The organism is Paludibaculum fermentans (assembly GCF_015277775.1).
Lineage (GTDB): Bacteria > Acidobacteriota > Terriglobia > Bryobacterales > Bryobacteraceae > Paludibaculum > Paludibaculum fermentans.
Genome location: NZ_CP063849.1, coordinates 6,825,800 through 6,843,008 on the forward strand (window position 1 = coordinate 6,825,800; position 17,209 = coordinate 6,843,008).

Below are 17,209 nucleotides of genomic sequence, written 5' to 3' on the forward strand. Positions count from 1 at the left end.
TGCAAAGCTGCGACAGCATCGGCCCGCCACCACAGCGGGCTTCAGTGAACCGGGCACCTACCAATTGAAGCTGTCCGCGACGGACGGAGCACTGACTTCCGAAGCGACCGTCAACATCCTGGTGAATCCGCCCGCCGCTGTTTCCGGCGGCTGGATCCTCAGCCCGGCCTTCGACGGGAAAGTGACCGGTCAGGCGCCGGTGACCCTGGTGGCTGGCATCACTCTACAGAGCGGTGTGCTGACCATGTGGCCGGCGTCGGACGAGAATTCGGTCACCACGCTGAATGCGAACACCGTGGGCACGGGCCCGCTGGCGACCATCGACGCCACGCTCCTGCCCAACGGCGAATACTGGCTCCGCCTGCAGGCCGTGAACTCCACGGGCGCCGCGCAGGTGAGCCTGGTGCGGTTCTATGCGACCGGGGAATACAAGCCCGGCCGTGTCACCGCGACCGTCACCGACTTCACAGTCCCCTTGGCCGGCCTGCCCATTCAGATCCAGCGCACCTACGACAGCCTGGAGCGCCAGTTCCAAGGCGACTTTGGCTACGGCTGGAAGCTGGGTGTGAGTGCGTTGCGGTTCGAGGTGGGCCCCAGCAGCGATGTGACGCTCACCATCAACGGCCAGCGCAAGACGTTCTACTTCACACCGGAAGGCTCGATCTTTGCCTGGTACACGCCGAAGTACACGGGCGAGCCGGGTTTCTATGGCAGCCTGACTTCGACCGGCGACACCTGCAGCGGCGTACTGCTGCGGACCGGGAATCAATGGATCTGCGGTCTGGCCGACGACACTTACAAGTCCACGGGCTGGAAGTACACGGATCCGGCGGGCCGGGAATACACGATCGCCGCCGACAAAACGCTGACGTCGCTGAAGGATCTGAACGGCAACACGCTCACGATCGCCGCCGACGGCATCACGTCTTCGGCCGGGAACCTGAAGGTGGCGTTTGTCCGCGACGCGCAGGGGCGGATCACGAAGATCACTGATCCCTTGGGCAAGCAGTATCTGTACGGCTACAACACGACGGGCGAGTTGACCAGTGTCACCTACCCATCGCTGACGACGCCCTCGGGCTACACGTACGATCCGGGCCATCTGCTGAAGACCGAAACCGACCCGCGAGGCAATGTGGCGGGGACCACGATCTACGACGCGGCGGGCCGGCTGCAGTCGGTGACCGATGCGGCGGGCAACACGACGCAGTACGCCTACTAGTAGAGATCTCTCTCTAGGTCTGGATTCTGTCCCCCGGTCATCTCCATACGAGACGCCCGGAACCGCCCCGCGAAAGTCTAGTCCTGATCTTCCTGACGAAGCCCTAAGCCGCGCCAAACCACCGCCCCGACCTCACTTCTCCCCAAATTCCCTCATTAAGGATTCTTCAGTCACCACGGCTGCAACTCTTTTTGCTCTTTCTTTTCAACGTCCGCCTCTCCAAAACAGCCCCTTTCCCCTTGACACTCCCCTTACCCTGGAATCGCGCCGGCCATTGTGCCGGCATTTTTTATGGAAGAAGGAGATTGACATCATGGCTACCGTTGCTCAGATCACCGCCAACCAGGCGAACGCGAAACACTCCACCGGCCCCGTCACCATTGAGGGCAAGGCTCGGTCATCCCAGAACGCCCGCAGCCACGGCTTCACCGCCCAGCACCTCACCATCACGCCCGAAGAGCGCGCCGCCTTCACGGCACTCGAGGCGTCCCTCCGCCTCGACACGAGGCCCGCGAATTGCATCGAGGAGGAGATCTTCCACCGCATCCTCACCCACACCTGGAACCTCCGCCGCATCGAATCCTTCGAATGCATCATCCTCTCCGAAACGGACCCATTGGCTGAAACCAACACCCACGACGGGCAACTCGAGCGCTACGCCCGCTACCGCCGCGACCTCGAACGCGGCCTCTATCGCGCCATCAAGGAGCTCGGCAAACTCCAAACCGAACGCGCCGCCCTCGCCCAGCAACACCCTGACGTCGTCAAAGCCGTCCGCGAAAACGTTCCCCTGGCCGAAGTCACCCGCCTGACCAGCAACACCGACGAACTCTTCTTCTACGAAGGCTTTGGCCGGCCCCGCCGCGCCCTCGAACACCTCACCACCGGCATCGCTACGAACCACCCCGACAACCAGGACCTGATCGCCGACCTCCAGTCGCTCCGCATTCCACGAAACGAAACCAACCCGATGTGCGAAGACGGGCTACCCAACCTGAACTACAACTTCTCGGCCCGCTGAGCACCGCATCCGGACAACGTCGCCGCGTGTCAACGAAACGAAGCCACGGACGGCCTCCACCGCCATTCGCGGCCCAAGCCGGATCGCCCTCCGCGGCAGTTCCTTACCTCGCAAATAGCCTGGCTCACGGCCTACACCAGGCCGGGCGTGTTCTTTGAAATTCGTATATTGACTTCACCGCGCGCGGACACCTCGCTCGGACACCAAGTGTGGATACCAAGTGATCCGAGGCGCTGGGGCGTTCCAGGGCAGGTGGTGACGGTCACCATCTCGCGCTGGCTTCGCGGTTCAGTCGAACCCTTTCCATCGACTGCGCCGCTCCGCCAATCCGGCGCCCGTCCTCAGGTGATGCTGAGCCCGCCGTCAACCGTGATCACTTGCCCGGTGATCCAGTTTGCTACGTCTGACGCCAGCAACACGATCCAGGCCGCCACGTCATCGGGCAATCCCCGGCGTTCCAAGGGAATGCGCCTCCGCTCCTGGGCTTTGACAGACTCTGCCTGTTCCTCGGAAAGCCCCATCCTCTCCCTGAGGAATTCCGTTTCCGTCGGGCCCGCCGCCACCGCATTGACTCGAATCCGATCCTTAGCGAATTCCAGTGCCCAGCAGCGGGTCATGTGCTCGAGAGCCGCTTTACTGGCCGCATAGTGGGAAAGGGCTGCGGCGGCCTTATGCCCGAAGGTGCTGGAAACGTTGACAATGTTGCCGCCCGTCGCCTTGAGATGGGGGACCGCTGCCTTTACCAATAGAGAGGGGCCGAACACATTGACCGCGAATACTTCGGCGATTGCGGCTAAGGATGCCTGCTCAATCGGCAAAATGGCTCCGGCTCCGGCGTTATTGACTAATACATCCAAGCGTCCCCAACGCTCGATCACCGTATCGATCAGTCTCGTTGCGTCATCGGGATTTGCGGCATCCGCCACAACGAAATCCAAACGCGTCCGGCCCTCCACCAGGACCTTGAGTGGTTCCGCACGGCGGCCCGTCACGACCACTCTTGCTTCGGACTCAGCCAGTCGAAGCGCCGCTGCTCGTCCGATTCCGGCGCCGGCCCCGGTAATAATCACCACTTTGTCTTTCAGGGAATTCATAGGCCACCCTCTTGAACCTGGAAGCTGCCATCAAGGAACGCGGACCCACGTGGGAGGGTGGGCCCGCAGCCGAATACAGCCCGAACACCGTAGCCTCATCAGGAGGACGCCTCGGTGGAGGTCAGGCCCTCGATCAGCCGTGCCTCCACTTCGTCAAGATACGTCTGCTCCTGGCTGGCCAGTTGTTCGGAATACTCATCCGTCTGAAATTGCGTGAATTCGTCGATATTCTCTGTGGCTGGCATGATGATCACTTCTCCACAACCAACACTGGAGCGCTCTTGTCCTTTACCAGGAACACGACGAACCGCGCCGCCTTCGTTTTGCTGGCGTTCCGCCCGACAACGTGAATATCGTTGGGGCCTTCATAGAAGGTCTGGCCCGGCGTCAGGGTGGTCTCCTTGCCTCCTTTCACCTGCATCACGATTGAACCCTCCAGTACGTAAATGAACCCGTGCGCATGATGGCGATGAACCGGGTCCGAAGCGCCAGGCGGATACTCAACGGCGATCATCAGCCCTTCCTTGCCGGGGAATTCCACCAGGTCCTTCGACAGCAGCGGACTCACCTTGGCATCCTGCGCCATCACGCCGCTGCCGAGCAGCAGGGCCAGCGCCAACCGTGATCGTGAGCTCGTCATACTTTCATCGCTCCCGTTTCTGTCGTCGGCTGCAGTTTCGCGGCCGTCACCTGTGGCGCGGACTCGCTCAGCCAGTTTGCGAAATAGGTCGTGCCGAACCGCGCGCCTGGGTCGGGGACCAGGGAGTTGTCCGTGACGGCCACACCGTAGTAGCGCGACGTAGGGTCGGCGATCACCTTGCGCGGATCGTTGCGGGCAGCCAGTCCGGTCCGGACAAGCTGATCGAGCCGGAAGCGCTCCGGCCCGCCCACTTCAACGGTGCCATTCACCGGTGTACCAACCACGACGCGCCCCACCGCGCTGGCAACATCGTCCGCCGCCATGGGCTGGATAAACACAGGGGGCAGGCGGATCTCGTTGCCCACCGTGGACAGATCGGCAATACCTCGAACGAACTCGAAGAACTGCGTCGCGCGGACGATCGAATAAGGAATCGATGCGGCCTTGATCAAGTTCTCCTGGGCCAACTTCGCGCGGAAGTAGCCGCTCTCCAGCAGGCGGTCCGTTCCCACAACAGACAGGGCCACGTGGTGTCCCACCCCGGCGGCCGCTTCATAGGAGAGGAGGTTGCGCGTTGACGTCTCGAAGAACCTCATCACCGCGCCGTCTTCCCAGTTAGGGGAATTCGAGACATCGACTACAACCGATGCCCCTTTCAGTGCGTCTGCGAGCCCCTTGCCCGTCAGGGTGTCGACACCGGTGTTTGGGGAGGCCGCCACCGCTTCATGTCCATGCTCACGAAGCTTGGTCACAAGCTTCGATCCAATCAATCCAGTACCACCAATTACCACGATCTTCATGACTGTCCTTTCTATTCAGGCGGAGCATCTTGTTGCTCCGGTCTCGTTTGCACTCACATCTTCAAAGAGGCTTCCGCTTCCGATGCCCGGCAGCCGTGCCCAGGGGCAACAACACGACCCCCCGCCGCGCGGATACGGCCTTTCCCGGCAGCATCCTGTGTTCACCCGTTGCCTTCCTTGCCCGTTCTCCTTCGGTCGGCAATGCACGAAGGGAGACAATAGGAACCGCTACGGCACAGGGCGGATACCACGAAAACATCGTTCTGCCTGATTGAAATACTGCACGCAGGGTGCCAACACGGATGGCGCACCGGATGGTTCCGGCGATCTAGAGAATTGACAGGTACTTCCATGAACCTGCCGGCGGAACCGGGATGATCAACGCCGACGCCATTTCGTGACTCACGGAACGAGCCGCTCGAACCCTCACGAGATGCAGTGACTGGAGTCTCCGTCATGCTGGAAGCCGGCCATCACCACCCGCCTGGCGGATCCTCCGCAGAGGGGACGACGCAACAGTCCGGCCGTTCTGAACGAAGGACTCATTCCTCGGAAGGCCGCGCGACGGATTGGAAGGAGTCCCCATGGCCCAACGAGCCGCCGAAGCGCACGAAGCCGCAAATTGAGCCGCGAACGTGAGTGAGCGGATAGCCCGCTGAAGAGCTGCAACGACCCCATCCCGACGACCCTTTGCCAGCGCATCTTCAACGCAGCGGCCACAAGTCCTCTGCGGACGGCGCACCCGCAGGCGGATCGAAGTCCTCGAGGCTGCCGGTTGATTCCGGACCCGGGCACTGACGCCGCGATGACGCCTCATCGAACAGGCCCGAAAGAACGGATTGCTCCTGTTCATGTCCAGGGGGTGTGGCGGTCAACTCGAAGTCGCCGATCTGCCCGCCATCCGGATCCTGCCACCGGCCGCCGCGATCAGGCTTGCCGCACCGCGGAGAACTCCCGGCCAGGCGGGGCTCCCAGCCTCGTCCCCGCCTATTGGCTGGGACCGGGCGAACGCCGCTCGCTTGAGAGGAATGCCGCCGCGCTGAGCGAACTGGCGGCCGCCAGCGCGACAGCCAGCCACAGCACTGTGCGATAGCCCGACACAAACGACTCCTTGACAGCTTGTTGCGTCGGGATGTCGTCGCTTTCGATGGCAGCGAGCTTCGTGCGCTGGGACTCGATCTTCGCCTGTAACGCCGGTGCCAGCGCAAGCCTGTCCAGCTTCTGGGTGAGAGTGGTCTGAAAGACCGCGTTCAGCAGCATTCCAAAAAGCGCCACGGCCAGCAACGCGGCAATCCGCGAGACAGCATTATTGATGCCCGACGCAACGCCAGCCCGGGCTTGGTCTACGGAATTCATGACGGTCGTCGTCAAGGGGGCAACGCTCGCGGCCATCCCCAGCCCCAGAACGACCACCGCCGGGAAAAACGTCGTCCAATAGGATCCGCCCACCCCGGGGATTGCAAACAGCGCGAACCCCACGGCTGCCACTAACGGGCCGATCACAAGAGGCTTCTTGGCGCCATATCGAGCGACGAGCCCGCCAGACCAACGCGACAACAGGAACATCAGCAATATGAATGGCAGCAACGCCGCGCCTGCCTCAGTGGGTGAGTAGCCTTGTACCTGAATCAAATTCATGGGGAAGAAGATGAGAACCCCGCCCAGCGCCGCATACAGCAACAGCGTGAGCAGGTTGGCGCCGGCGAAATTCCTGGACCGAAACAACTCGAACGGGAGCATCGGCGACGCGGATCGGGCTTCCCAATAGGACAAGGCAATCAAAGCCAAAGCGCCAAGTACGGCCGCCCAGGGCTCCGCTTGAATGAGAGCGAAGACGATCCCGCCGAATCCCAGCGCCGCAAGCAGGCCGCCCAGCCAATCGGGACGCGCTCCCCTCTGGCCGGTCCGGCTCTCCGGGACCTTCCACAACGTCAGGCCGAGGACCGCAAGACCTAGCGGGATGTTGATGAAGAACACCCATCTCCACGATCCGTGTTCGATGAACCATCCGCCCAGGACGGGGCCGATCGCGGCGGTGATCGACGTGAAGCCTGACCAGGTACCAATCGCGCGCCCGCGCCGCTCCTCTGAGAAGTTGGCGCTGATCAGGGCCAGGCTGCCCGGAACAAGCAAAGCGCCGCCCACGCCTTGAAGGCCCCTCGCGAGAATCAACTGCCGGATATCGGGTGCGAATCCACACCACATGGAGGCCAGGGAGAAAACAACAACACCAATGGCGAACAGCCTCCGGCGGCCATAGAGGTCACCGAGAGACCCGCCGGTGAGCAGCAGGGCCGCGAGAAAGAGCGCATAGGCCTCCACCACCCATTGAACCTCCGCAATCGTTGCGGCCATGGCGGACTGCAGCGCCGGCAGTGCGACGTTCACCACGGTGCCGTCGACAAACACCATGCTGGATCCGAGAATCGTAGCGGCGATGATCCAGCCGCCGTTGGCCGGAGCCGGCGCAGCGCACGGACTCGCAAGCATCACTGCTTCATCGCAAGGAGGCTTCATCATGGACCTTGCCTTTAGGAGGCGAGCAGCTCACTGAGTGTCCTGCGCGGGCGCCATTCCTGGTTGTTCCGGCGATACGATGCAGGATCACTATCGATGAGTCCAACCAGTACGTCGGCCACGATTCGGCCGCCGACGGGGCCAAGGCCATCACCGCCCGTACAGGCGTCTGCCTCGCGGAGAATGTAGTACCACAGTGGAGTCTCGCCATGCCAACCTGCGGAGGCAAGGCCCACCTGTTCCTCGGTGAGTGGGGTGGCTCCAATGTGACGCGCCAATGCCTCACCCGATGGCAGCCCGACTCCATGACCCCGCTGGAGATCACGGACAGCCAGTGAATGATAGTCTTCCATCTCGCACTCTCCGGTGATGGCCACCGGTAGTTCGATGAGTGCTCGCACAATCGTTCCGTCGATCTTCTTGCACCGCTGCGCCGGTCGCGCGCCTGGAGCGTCAAAGAAAAGTGTCCAGTCGACCCTCCGCGCGTCCGGCACCGGCCGGAATCCCAGGAGATCAGGAAAGAGGGGCACCGGTTCAGTGTGCGGATTCAATTGGTAGCGGTGGCGAATCTGAGCGTGGCCGTACCGATAGGCAGCATCGGCAAACTCAAGAGGTATGAATCCCGAGGCGCCAGGACGAAACCATTGCGGACCTTCTCGAAGCACCTGGTCAGCGAGCGGCTGCCCGACCAGCCCGGGCAGGAAGTCGTTCAGCACAATCCACTGATAGTGCCACCGCAACTGCGTGGTCGCGGCGTGGAACAGGTCATCGTTCGCGGCTCCGCCGAGCCGGGCTTCATCGACGAACCAGTTGTGAGCTCTGAGCAGGGCCAGATGCAGTTGCGACATCAACATGTGGGAGTCATTGCGCGGGTCCCCAATGATCGCGATGCCCTCTGCATTTCGTTGAAGGTCCGCTCCGTCCGCCCCAAGCAGGAACTTGGCCGGGTCGTCACGCTGGTAGAGGAACGGATGGCCCGTGGGTCCGTCGCCGTAAAGGCATTCAAGATTGAGACGCGGGCTTCGCGCATTGCGCAGTTCCGCCGTATTCGTGTGCGATCGCAAAGCGGATCGGTCAGCCGTTATGTCGTGCGCGAGAAATTGGCCGAATATCGGCCAGCCGGCCGCGGTGTTCCCCAGGCAGTTGGGAGAGTCATCAATCTCTCCGCAATCACACGGGCCGCCTGCACGCCCAATCGCGTGCAGGAGTTTCTCGTCGGCCGTAAATGGTGGGAGGTCCGGAAACATCCGTGCGTAAGTAGCGGGGCCGATGGGGGCATCGCTTGGCCTTTGGGTTTGCGCGGGGAACGGGCAGTGGCTCCGGGCCGCATTGGTGGGCTGATCCATGAGCTCCTCTCTTCTTTGAACTATTGTCGCCTCTGTGGTTGCCCTCTTGCGCCACAGCCTCTATTGATGTTCACTCCTGCGGCCGACTGACCCGGCAAGATGTCTTTCAATGCGCGGGTCCGGAATGAACCAGATCAGCGCGGCGACCACAAACACCGCCTGTGCGATCCACGAGGACCGCAGGGTGGCACAGATCGCGACGATATACAGAACCGGCGATAGCCGGCCCTTCCAATCGCGCCCGATCGCTTCCTTCAGCAGCGAGCCCGGCCCTTGCCTGCGAATGATCGCTGCCTGGAGCAGATAGTACGCGACGCCCGCCATGAGAAGCACCACTCCGTAAAACGCCGTAGGCACCGCCGTGAAATGGTTCTCGCCCATCCACCCCGTCGCGAACGGAAATAGCGAGAGCCAGAACAACAGGTGCAGGTTTGCCCAAAGGATCGCACCCGTCACCGACGTGCAGGCGTGCAGCATGTGATGGTGATTGTTCCAGTAGATCCCGACATAGACAAAACTCAGGACGTAGCTGAGAAACACCGGCACAAGGGCGCCTAGGTCTTCCATGCCGTCCCCATGAGGCACCTTCATCTCCAGCTCCATGATGGTAATGATGATTGCGATGACGGCATCGCTGCATGATTCCAATCGCCCTTTGGGCGTCGACCCTCCAGTGTGCTCCTGCCGAGCGGGAAACGCGAACTCCAGACCGGATGGACACGGCGCCTGAACTCAACGGCCGTAAACGCTGGGCAAGTCAGGCGCCGGGCGGCATGTTTCCGCTCATGTCTGGGGCATTGGAACTAGCCCGCGCGCGTGCCCCTGCTACCGTGCGGCCGTCGCCATGCTAAGCCAGTTGTCGAAGCGCATCTCTCCGATGCTCGCCTCTCCGGACGCGATCAAAGTCAGCTCGCTCAGTTTGGCGCCGAAATAGGGCGTATTCTGATCGACAACCACCTCGCGTGAATCGTTGTGGGCACGCAGCCCCCGTCTGATGAATTCGTCAAAGCGGAATCGCTCCGGACCGGCGACCTCCAGCATGCCATTCAACGGCGACCCCACCGCCACCTTCGCCACTGCGGAAGCCACGTCCTCGGCGGCCATGGGTTGGATGAATGCGGGCGGCACGTGCACCTGGTTGCCGACGGTCGCCGCATCGGCGATGCTCTTGACGAACTCGAAGAACTGCGTTGCGTGGACAATCGAGTACGCAATCCCTGACTCCTTGATCAGCCTTTCCTGCGCGAGCTTGGCGCGCATGTAGGGACTCGCCTGCAGGCGTTCCGTCCCCACCACTGATAACGCGACGTGATGTCTCACACCCGCCTCGGCTTCCTTGGACAGCAGGTTACGAGTGGAGGTCTGGAAGAACGCCATCACCGCCTTCTCCTCGAACGAGGGCGAATTCGAGACGTCAATGACGGCCGACGCGCCCATGAGAACCTCCGACAGTCCCTCGCCGGTGAGGGTGTTGACACCCGTGCTGGGAGCAGCCACGACCGCCTCGTGGCGGCCCGCCTTCAGCTTACCGATGACCTTTGAACCGATAAGACCGGTTCCGCCAACTACAACGATTTTCATACTCATTACGAACCTCCTTGGTTCATGCCATTTGGCTCTCGCATTTCAACTTCACTCGGCCGGTCTGGACCGTGGGCCCTCAAGCGGCTTTCGAGTTCCTGCTGTCCTGCTTCAGGAACTGCAACAGGTCTGCGTTGACTTGGTCCATGTGCGTTGCAGTAATGCCGTGGGGCGCGCCGGGGTAGTAGATTGCCCGCACATCCCTGATCAGTTGGGCCGCCTTACGCGCCGAATCGGTCACCGGAACGATCTGGTCTTCCTCGCCGTGAATGAGCAGGGTCGGGACATCGAACTTCCTGAGGTCGTCGGTGAAATCCGTTTCGGAGAAGGCTTTGATGCATTCATAAACGTTCTGCACACCGGCCTGCATGCTCAAGAGCCAGATCTGATCGAGTAGGCCCTGCGAGACATTGGCTCCGGGCCTGTTGGCCCCATAGAAGAGAACGGCGAAGTCCTTGTAGAACTGCGACGGATCCTTGGCAACACTCGCGCGTAAGCCATCGAACACTTCAATGGGGAGTCCCTCCGGATTCGCAGTCGTTTTGACCATGATTGGCGGAACGGCGGAAATGAGAACTGCTTTGGCTACGCGTCTCGTTCCGTGGCGCCCGATATAGCGGCTCACTTCGCCTCCGCCGGTAGAGTGACCCACCAGGACAGCGTTCCTCACATCCAGATGGTCCATCACCGCTGCCAGGTCGTCCGCATAGCTGTTCATGTCGTTGTGAGCCGGTGTTTGAGTGGAGCGGCCATGGCCCCGGCGATCATGCGCGATCACGCGGTAGCCCTGCTGCGCGAAGTAGAGCATCTGGCCCGACCACGCATCGGAAGACAAGGGCCAACCGTGGCTAAAGACAATCGCCTGCCCGGTACCCCAATCTCGGTAGTAGATCTCTGTTCCGTCCTTTGTTCTTACTGTGCTCATTTGCATATCTCCTCTTCTGGTAATTAGTCGTGCATGCTTCGCGCCGGAGCCTTGACTTGCGGCGCGATTACCTTAAATGCACGCGCCCGGCCAATCGGTGGTGAATCATCGAGCCTTGGCTATCTGCATCTGGACAAAGCATTAAACGCCAATGCCCCAGCCGCCTGCCCTGGAAGCGCAGACGACATCTCGTGAACTGAGAGGTTCCTGCTGCCACGGATTGCGACATGGCGTAGTTGCGGCGCAAGGAGAGCTGGGGATCCGGTGTGCTCCCTCACCGGCATCGCTGCTGGGATCCGGGGACGGCCGGCCGGGCAGGGACGTGTTCGAGTCACCTGAGTCGGATCCCGGGCAATCGATCAAGCAATAGTAGAGACGTCTACGCCATTTCGTGAACCTCGCTTGCCCGCTTCGAATCCGTCACGACATTTCAGCTCCGGCATCGTGGTCTCGCTGGCGCCGGACAGTCGGCGCAACGGGCGTTTGTCCACGTAAGCATTACTGAATAGGCGCTTTCGGAGTTGTGGCCCTCCGTTCCCGCTTCCACAGCGTGCTACGGCGACACAGTTGCAATGAGGAGCTCAGGAGGTTCTTACATGAAGAACACAATGTTGGCTGTTGAGACTGCTCAACAGAAGGATAAGAGCGTGAGCTTGGACAACACCTCGCGCTCCGGCAGACAGGCGTCCGATGACTTGGTGCCGTCGCGCTATGCGGTGAAGGTCGGCGAGATTGAGGTGCTGGTGGTCAGCGATGGGGTCTTGCCGATCTCCGCCATCACCATGACTACCAACGCGGAGCCGGCCGCCCGCGCCGCCTGGCAGCGCGACATGTTCCTGCCGGACACATTCGATTGGCCGCTGAACGCCGTTGTGGTGCGTAGTGGCGATCAGACCATTCTCGTCGACGCCGGTCTGGGGGCGGACCCGGATTTGCACTTGCCGCAGGCCGGGCGGCTGATCCAGCGGTTAGAGTCCGCCGGCATCGATCTTGCCTCCGTTACGGACGTGGTGCTGACCCACATGCACATGGACCATATTGGCGGGCTGCTCGTTGACGGCATGAAGAACCGGCTGCGTCCGGATCTGCGAGTCCACCTTTCGGCCGCCGAGATCGACTTCTGGGCGTCACCCGATTTTTCACGCACCGCCATGCCGCAGGGCTTCCCGGACGCGCTTCGTGCGGCGGCCGCACGGTTTCTGGTCGAGTACCGCAGTAACTTGCGGACGTTCCAGGACGAGTGCGAGGTGGCGCCAGGGGTGACTCTCCGTCGCACCGGCGGCCACACTCCGGGGCACAGCATTGTGCGTCTGTCGTCCGGCGGCGCGCGGCTGACATTTGCCGGCGACGCCGTGTTCCCGGTCGGCTTCGAACGCCCCGATTGGCACAACGGCTTCGAACACGACCCTGAGGAGGCCGCTCGCGTTCGCGTCCGTCTTCTGCGGGAGTTGGCGAACACGGATGAACTGCTGGTGGCCACTCATATGCCGTTTCCGTCCGTCGGCCATGTAGCGGTTGCCGGCGACGCGTTTCGCTGGGTGCCGGCCTTCTGGGACTACTGATCGATCGCTGGTCAGGATCGGCGTAGGCTCTACACGGGACCGCTGTCGCAAAGCGGCATCGGTCCGTGATCCCAATTCCCAACGTGACGAAACACCAGGCGGCATGCCCGATCGAGCGGACTCGGGGCATGCCGCTTCTGCTTGCGCCCCGCCTTCCACTGCTTTCCCAACGCATCTGGATCACGCCTTCCTGGAGTGAGGTGCTCAACTCAGGAATGCTCTCCACTGCCTATAGAAGCGCGCGGAGGGCTGTCCGGCTTCGGCTGTACGAGCGAAGTTTCGACTACGAAGCAGCTTGCAGCGCACGCCGGATCCCAAGCCGGCTCATCAGGCTCCGAAGAGTGTTGGGGTGAATATCCAGAATCGCGCCCGCACCACGAGGTCCACTGATAACCCCATCGGTCTTCTCCAGCACTCGAAGAATATGTTGGCGCTGCACTTCTTCCAATGAGTCGCTGTTTCCATCCTCGGCAATCGCCGCCGCCTCCATGGATGTCTCAGTCTCAGTTGGCAGGAGATCCGGACCGAGTCGGAGGACAGCGCCCCTGGAGAGAACGACGCCCCGCTCGATCACGTTTTGAAGTTCGCGGATATTGCCGGGCCAGGAGTAGTCGACCAGCAGCTTCATCGCATCACGCGAAACCGACTCGATCGGTTTCCCCATCCGCTTGGTGTACTTCTGCAGGAAGGCTTGCACCAACTGCGGGATGTCGGATCTACGTTCCCGGAGTGCCGGCACGTGCAGTGGAATAACATTCAGCCGGTAGTAAAGATCGGAGCGGAAGCTTCCCGCTTGGACCGCCTTCTCGAGATCACGGTTGGTGGCGGCGATGATTCGGACGTTGACCTTGACGGTGTGATTGCTGCCCACTGGCTCGAACTCCTGCTCCTGTAAAACGCGGAGCAGTTTCACCTGCGTTTCGAGCGGCAGTTCGCCCACCTCGTCGAGGAACAATGTTCCGTTGTTCGCCAGTTCGAAGCGGCCAATGCGTCGTTCGGAGGCGCTGGTGAAAGCGCCCCGCACGTGTCCGAACAGCTCGCTCTCCACCAGTCCCGACGGAATGGCGCCGCAGTTCACCTTCACCAGCGGGCTCTTTTTGCGGCCGCTCCGGTTGTGAATCGCTCGTGCGATGAGTTCCTTCCCGCTCCCCGTCTCGCCGATAATCAGGACGTTCGCGTCGGTCGGCGCCGCGGATTCAACCCGATTGAGCAGTCTTAGGAGCTCCGGGCTGTTGCCGAGGATTTCCTCGAAATTGTGCTCCCGGCGAATTTCATCCTGAAGGTAAGTATTCTCGTCGTGCAGACGGTCTCTCAGCCGCCCGATTTCGTTAACGGCTTTTGCTAACTCATCCTCTGCGAGCCTGCGAGCGTCAACGTCCGTCAACAGCAGGTGCCAACGGACGATACGTCCCTCGGCGTCCCGCGCAGGCAGGCCGCGAGCGTGGAACCAGCGGTACACGCCGTCGGCACGCCGCAGACGATGCTCGATATCATACGGTTCCCCGGTCTCGAAGCAATGTTGCCAGGCAGCAACCACGCCAGGTAGGTCGTCGGGATGAACGACGTCGCTGGTGGCCCAGTTCTCTAGTTCCTCAGTCGTCTTGCCGAAGTATTCGAGATTCTGGCGGTTCAGCAGCAGCACTTCCCCACTCGCACTCATGGTTGCGACAAGACCGGAAATGCTGTCGACCACCAGCCGTAAGTTCTGCTCATCCAATCTGGTGGCCTCTTCGGCGCGTTTACGCTCCTCGATATCTGTGCTGGTTCCGTACCATCTGACCGTGTCTCCGGATTCATCACGCAACGGGCTCGCGCGGTTCAGGAACCATCGATAGGCGCCATCAAAACGGCGCAGGCGCGCTTCCATTTCTCCCGATTCACCCGAGGTCAAAATGCTTCGCCAATGATCGATCGCTGCAGGGCGATCGTCCGGATGAACCGCGACCGTCCAGCCCCAATCACGCGCGTCGTCGAAGGAGAGCCCGGCATAGTCGAGCCAGCGCTGGTTGAAGAATTCAGCCGAGCCGTCGGGGCGGGCGGCCCAGACTAGGGCCGGTATGGTGTCGATGACCGTTTGAAGCGTACCTTCCGGAGCTTCCGTCGTAAAGGGGGCGGTTCTGGGCGCATCCATGGATCACCTGTCATCTACTCGCGATTTGAAATTCTCGCGCTTCGATAAAGCTCTGCGCACCAGCAAAGACAAGACAGCCCGGAGTTTCGTGACAGGATTTCCGAAATGTTCAGAAGGGCGCGCTGTTCCGTCCCGGGCCGCGGGCGGTACGGCCGGCCTGCATGACCCCGGAGTCTCAGGTGGGTAAGCCTAAGTCCCGGCGTGGCAACGCGATCCCGGCCAGTTTGCGCGGTCGCACGATCCACAGGGGGTGTCGTGAAAGCTGACGACGCCGGCAATCTGTTGTCGTTCACATATGCCGATTGCTGTCGGAAGCCATTGTCACGGATTCGCACGTATCCACGCTCGATCCGGTGGGCAACCGGCTGAACAGGGCGTCGTCGGTCCCGAGTCTGCCACGGGTTGGCATCACTTATGACAACAATGACCGGCCGACGAGCGGCACCTGCGGCACCAATGGCAACTCGTTGGCGAGCGGGAACAGTTATACATACGAGTGCGAGGACCAACTGACACGCTTCAATGGCGAGGTGCTCATCATGACCTACGACGGTGGCGCGAATCGGATGGCGCGTCCGGAAGGTCGTGTGACGACACGGCACTCACACCCCGGACTTTGTTGGGCGGCATCCACGCTGCGCGGGGCTTGAGCCGCGCCACGTCGAAACACTGGAAGCTCCGGCATTGACCGAATACTGCCCCTGTCCCAACACCGCAACCCCGCCCGGCGCCATCACCGGCAACGCCTGGACAACTCCTGGTCCACCAGGCAAGCCACCGCCGCCTCGCAACCCGGACCCGTCTCGTATGCCCGAACGCTGCCACGGCAAAGCACGCCCACTTCCTCGCGCCAGGGCGCAGAGTCCGGCACCAGCACCACTCCGTCCGACGCCACGCAGCCGATCAGCAGGCGCGCTCCAGGCTCGAGCGCTGGCGAGTCCGTCAGCACCAGGACATCGCATCGATCGAACTCCAGGCCTCGTTCGACAATCGCCTGCTCCGGGAGTTCGAAAACGCCCACCTCGAGCCGGGGATTCAGCAGCAGGGCGCCCGCAACCATTCCGCGGTCCAGCAACGGACCGTGGATCACTCTCACAACGCCGGCGGCGGACGAACCATGCACGGCAACAATGGGAATCCGCCCGTCCGCTCCCTCCGGATACACTTCCCGGACAATGAGATCGGCGACGGGGATGCCGGCGTGCATGGCGAAGCCCGGCATGGGATTCACTTCGAGAAGGGCCCCCGCCTGCTCGGGCAGCGGCACGGCAATGTCCTCCGCGACCAGATCGATGCCGGCAATGTCCAGGCCCACTGTCTCGGCGGCCAACACGCACAGCGCCGCATTCGCAGGATGGACGTTGCCCGTCACGTCGAGCCTCAGATTGCCGTTGCGTTGGATGAGCGCGCGCTCGCCCGGCGCGAGGATCGTCTCCGCCGTGAATCCCTGGCGCCGCAGGGTGGCGGACGTGACCTCATCGAACTCCACCGGGTAGAGCGGGCACTCCGGCCCAGCGCCGCGTGCCGGATCGAGGTTGATTTCCTCGACCAGGGCCCGCAGCGAACGCCGTCCGTCGCCCGCCGCGTACAGGGGATCCCCGCGCAGCGCCGCAATCACGCGTCCGCCCACAACCAGAACCCGATGCTCCGCCCCCATCACGCATCGTTCTACCAACACGGCCCCGCTCTCACCTTCCCCTTGCGCGGCTTGAAAGGCGGCGGCGATCCCGGCTGGATCGGATAAATTGAGGAACACGCTCCGCCCGTGATTCGCGCTCTCGGGCTTGATCACCACCGGCCCGCCGATCTCCGCGGCCGCTTTCACCGCGTCCGCGGCATCCACCGCCAGCCGCCCGTCCGGCACGGGGATGCCGGCCCCTCTCAGCAGCTCTTTGGCCAAAGGCTTGTCCCAGCCGATCATCTCGGCAATCGCGGAAGTCCGGTCGCTGCGCGCCCCCCACAGTCTCCTCTGCCGGATGCCGTAGCCGAGAATCAACAGGCTGCCCTGGCCCATTCGCCTGACTGGGATGCAGCGGCGGCGGGCCGCCTCGGCCAGTGCCCTCGTGTTGGGGCCGAGAACGATGTCGTCCGCCCACTCGCGCAACTGCTGCACTCTTTCAGCGGGCACCGGACACGCTGCCAGCACGGCCGAGAAGCACCGGCGGGCAACCTCTTCGTCTTCCATCTCCACCACGGCCACATGCGTGCCGGGTTCGGCCCCTTCCACGCACCACGCCCGTGAGACGTGCGCTCCGCACTCCGCCTGCAAGCGGAGCGTCTCATCGGCGAGGACCACGGCATCCTCTGGACCGCACCTCACCGTTGCTGCCAGAACCGGCTCGCGTGCCCAGATGCTTGGCCCCCGGAAGC

The 17,209-nt window shown here is 62.3% G+C and carries 15 protein-coding genes; 4 read left to right on the forward strand and 11 right to left on the reverse strand.

Annotated elements, in window-relative coordinates; translation table 11 throughout:
- Nucleotides 1-64: 64 nt before the first annotated feature.
- A complete protein-coding gene (locus IRI77_RS26895; protein ID WP_194448076.1) occupies nt 65-1,222 on the forward strand; it encodes a DUF6531 domain-containing protein in 1,158 nt (385 codons plus the stop codon).
- Nucleotides 1,223-1,535: 313 nt separating this feature from the next.
- Nucleotides 1,536-2,243: a hypothetical protein gene (locus IRI77_RS26900; RefSeq protein ID WP_194448077.1), complete on the forward strand. Its 708-nt coding sequence runs from the start codon at nt 1,536-1,538 to the stop codon at nt 2,241-2,243.
- Nucleotides 2,244-2,584: 341 nt separating this feature from the next.
- On the opposite strand, the gene IRI77_RS26905 is transcribed toward IRI77_RS26900, so the two are convergent.
- From IRI77_RS26905 to IRI77_RS26945, 9 genes are all read right to left on the reverse strand, one after another.
- Complete coding sequence (locus IRI77_RS26905) at nt 2,585-3,337, reverse strand: SDR family NAD(P)-dependent oxidoreductase (protein WP_194448078.1); 753 nt, start codon at nt 3,335-3,337, stop codon at nt 2,585-2,587.
- A gap of 98 nt (nt 3,338-3,435) precedes the next feature.
- Nucleotides 3,436-3,582 (reverse strand): hypothetical protein, encoded by a 147-nt coding sequence (locus IRI77_RS26910; protein WP_194448079.1) that lies wholly within the window; start codon nt 3,580-3,582, stop codon nt 3,436-3,438.
- A 5-nt stretch (nt 3,583-3,587) separates the two neighbouring features.
- The gene (locus IRI77_RS26915; RefSeq protein WP_194448080.1) at nt 3,588-3,977 is read right to left on the reverse strand and encodes a cupin domain-containing protein; all 390 of its coding nucleotides are present in this window, start codon (nt 3,975-3,977) and stop codon (nt 3,588-3,590) included.
- Nucleotides 3,974-4,777, reverse strand: a complete 804-nt coding sequence (locus IRI77_RS26920) for an SDR family oxidoreductase (protein ID WP_194448081.1) — start codon at nt 4,775-4,777, stop codon at nt 3,974-3,976. The genes IRI77_RS26915 and IRI77_RS26920 overlap by 4 nt, the downstream gene beginning before the upstream one ends.
- Nucleotides 4,778-5,764: 987 nt before the next feature.
- Nucleotides 5,765-7,297, reverse strand: coding sequence for an MFS transporter (locus IRI77_RS26925; RefSeq protein WP_194448082.1), 1,533 nt, complete (start codon nt 7,295-7,297; stop codon nt 5,765-5,767).
- An 11-nt stretch (nt 7,298-7,308) separates the two neighbouring features.
- Nucleotides 7,309-8,358: a peroxidase family protein gene (locus tag IRI77_RS26930; protein ID WP_194448083.1), complete on the reverse strand. Its 1,050-nt coding sequence runs from the start codon at nt 8,356-8,358 to the stop codon at nt 7,309-7,311.
- 342 nt (nt 8,359-8,700) lie between these two features.
- Nucleotides 8,701-9,288, reverse strand: a complete 588-nt coding sequence (locus tag IRI77_RS26935) for a TMEM175 family protein (protein WP_228486335.1) — start codon at nt 9,286-9,288, stop codon at nt 8,701-8,703.
- A gap of 177 nt (nt 9,289-9,465) precedes the next feature.
- On the reverse strand, nt 9,466-10,221 hold the full coding sequence (locus IRI77_RS26940) for an SDR family oxidoreductase (RefSeq protein ID WP_194453805.1): 756 nt from the start codon (nt 10,219-10,221) through the stop codon (nt 9,466-9,468).
- Between the two features lie 79 nt (nt 10,222-10,300).
- Nucleotides 10,301-11,152, reverse strand: a complete 852-nt coding sequence (locus IRI77_RS26945; RefSeq protein ID WP_407674001.1) for an alpha/beta fold hydrolase — start codon at nt 11,150-11,152, stop codon at nt 10,301-10,303.
- 590 nt (nt 11,153-11,742) lie between these two features.
- Between IRI77_RS26945 and IRI77_RS26950 the strand changes: the two genes are divergently transcribed.
- Complete coding sequence (locus IRI77_RS26950; protein WP_228486337.1) at nt 11,743-12,708, forward strand: MBL fold metallo-hydrolase; 966 nt, start codon at nt 11,743-11,745, stop codon at nt 12,706-12,708.
- A 283-nt stretch (nt 12,709-12,991) separates the two neighbouring features.
- On the opposite strand, the gene IRI77_RS26955 is transcribed toward IRI77_RS26950, so the two are convergent.
- Nucleotides 12,992-14,839 (reverse strand): sigma 54-interacting transcriptional regulator, encoded by a 1,848-nt coding sequence (locus tag IRI77_RS26955; RefSeq protein ID WP_194448085.1) that lies wholly within the window; start codon nt 14,837-14,839, stop codon nt 12,992-12,994.
- 302 nt (nt 14,840-15,141) lie between these two features.
- On the opposite strand from IRI77_RS26955, the gene IRI77_RS26960 reads away from it, so the two are divergent.
- Nucleotides 15,142-15,489: a hypothetical protein gene (locus IRI77_RS26960; RefSeq protein WP_194448086.1), complete on the forward strand. Its 348-nt coding sequence runs from the start codon at nt 15,142-15,144 to the stop codon at nt 15,487-15,489.
- Between the two features lie 83 nt (nt 15,490-15,572).
- On the opposite strand, the gene IRI77_RS26965 is transcribed toward IRI77_RS26960, so the two are convergent.
- On the reverse strand, nt 15,573-17,135 hold the full coding sequence (locus IRI77_RS26965) for an acetate--CoA ligase family protein (protein ID WP_194448087.1): 1,563 nt from the start codon (nt 17,133-17,135) through the stop codon (nt 15,573-15,575).
- Between the last annotated feature and the right edge of the window lie 74 nt (nt 17,136-17,209).